Source organism: Cupriavidus sp. GW821-FHT02F09 (genome assembly GCF_059421605.1).
In genome coordinates, this window is sequence record NZ_JBWKVH010000114.1 from 1 (window position 1) to 707 (window position 707).

Here is a 707-nt window from a genome sequence, read left to right on the forward strand (position 1 = left end):
CGAATGGGCGATGGAGGGCACGATTGCCGCGACCAGGCGAGTCTGCCGCGAAGTCAGCCCGCCCGCCAGCGAGTTGGTCACATAGCCCGTTTGTTCGACCGCCTGTGCTACGCGGGCGCGCGTCTCCTCGGCCACCAGTTCGGGGCGATGCAGTGCCCGCGAGGCGGTCATGGGTGAGACGCCAGCAAGCCTTGCAAGGTCCTTTAACGTGGGGGAGGTGATTCCGGGTCCGCGGGGAGGCATGATTGCGTTATCTATGTTAGTGATTGCAATGTTACCTATGGTTGCCGCTATCATCAATAAACACCAGATATTTAGGTGGAAACCCGGATGGGTGCCGATATTTCGCGGGGTATGATTGCGCAATCATTCGAGGAGACAACTATGCGTAACCCCCATTCAATGTTGCGTCGTGCCACGTTGTTCGGGTTGCTGGCCAGCGTGCTCGCTCCGCTCGGAGTGGCTGCCCAAGGTAGCTATCCCACTAGACCTGTGACTTTGGTGATTCCATTCCCACCTGGTGGTCAGACTGACGTGATCGGCCGGCTCATTGGCCAAAATCTCTCCATACGCTTGGGTCAGCCAGTGGTGGTGGAGAACCGGCCTGGCGTCAATGGCTCGCTAGCGTCCGAAGCCGTAGCCCGTGCAGAGCCTGATGGGTACACCCTGGTGATTGGTGGGCCAGGAACACATGCGACCAACCAGCT

Annotated in this window: 2 protein-coding genes; one reads left to right on the top strand and one right to left on the bottom strand. The window is 59.3% G+C overall.

Annotated elements, in window-relative coordinates; all coding sequences use genetic code 11:
* Window positions 1–243 (bottom strand): LacI family DNA-binding transcriptional regulator (locus AC07XB_RS39010; RefSeq protein ID WP_492831463.1); only part of this gene is annotated, 243 nt, incomplete at its 3' end.
* Window positions 244–402: 159 nt separating this feature from the next.
* On the opposite strand from AC07XB_RS39010, the gene AC07XB_RS39015 reads away from it, so the two are divergent.
* Window positions 403–707: Bug family tripartite tricarboxylate transporter substrate binding protein (locus AC07XB_RS39015; RefSeq protein WP_493688209.1), on the top strand; the 305-nt coding region annotated here is incomplete at its 3' end.